The 1,129-nt window shown below is 44.5% G+C and carries 1 protein-coding gene; it reads right to left on the bottom strand.

All coding sequences use genetic code 11. The features are described 5' to 3' along the window. On the bottom strand, positions 1 to 1,083 hold a 1,083-nt coding region (locus VXQ92_RS20040; RefSeq protein WP_416682966.1), incomplete at its 3' end, for an MFS transporter. Between the last annotated feature and the right edge of the window lie 46 nt (positions 1,084 to 1,129).

Genomic DNA, 1,129 nt, shown 5'->3' with positions numbered 1-1,129 from the left:
AAAAAGCTGAGCTTGTGGCGCATACATAATCGGGAACACTACACCAATTGCCAAAACAATTGCCGTCCAGACCAGTACCGGATCTTTGGTATTGAGCATGCTAAAAAATGGATAAGAATAAAGTGCCAATACACATAGTCCAAACATAAACATATTGCGTTGACCGACTTTATCGGACAAATGTCCGCATAACGGCGTCATAAATAAAATCACGGCTGCACCGCAAATGGTGGCAAACAAAATGTCTTGTCGTGGAATACCTAATTGTGTGGTGGTGTAAGCTAACGTAAAGGTTGAAGCAATATAGAACCATGCATTTTCAGCAGCTCTCGCCAAAATAATGGTGATGAGTTGCTTTGGATGGTTTTTAAAAACCTGAAAAGCCGGAACTTTGACTTCTTCGGACTGTTGTTTTACTTTTTCAAAGTCTGGTGACTCAGGCACTTTTACACGAATATACCAACCCACTGCCAGTAAAATAATGCTGGCAAGAAATGGTAAACGCCAGCCCCAGCTAAACAATGCTTGCTCAGGTAATAACGACACCAGTCCTAGTGCGATTGAGGCGAGCATTAAGCCCCCACCGGTACTGGCTTGAGGCAAACTTCCCCAAAACCCTTTACCACCTTCGGGTGCATGTTCTACTGCCATAAGCACGGCACCGCCCCACTCACCGCCCATGGCCATACCTTGAATAAATCGCAAGATCACCAAGCCAATTGCCGCCCAATAACCTATTGACTCGTAAGTCGGTAAGAGGCCAATCAGTACGGTTGGAATTCCCATGAGCATCAGCGTTAGCAACAACATTGACTTACGGCCAATCTTGTCACCAAAATGGCCAAAGACTAAACCACCGAGTGGACGGCCAATAAACCCAACAGCATAGGTTGCAAATGCTGCAAGCACACCTGTAAGTGGGTCCAGATTTGGGAAAAATAGCTTGTTAAAAATGAGGGCTGCTGCTGCGCCATAAACAAAAAAGTCATACCACTCAATCGTGGTGCCGACCATGCTAGAGATGCCCGCTAATCGATGTGACGACTTTTTAGGATGTGAACCGTTTCCATGTATTGTTTGCATCGTAATGTCCTTTTTAGATTTTCTTGTTTTGTCTTTTTATGCTTAT

This window comes from Acinetobacter sp. 228 (assembly GCF_048147885.1).
Note: the sequence above shows the minus strand (reverse complement) of the source record. Positions and strands in the feature narration are given on the sequence as shown.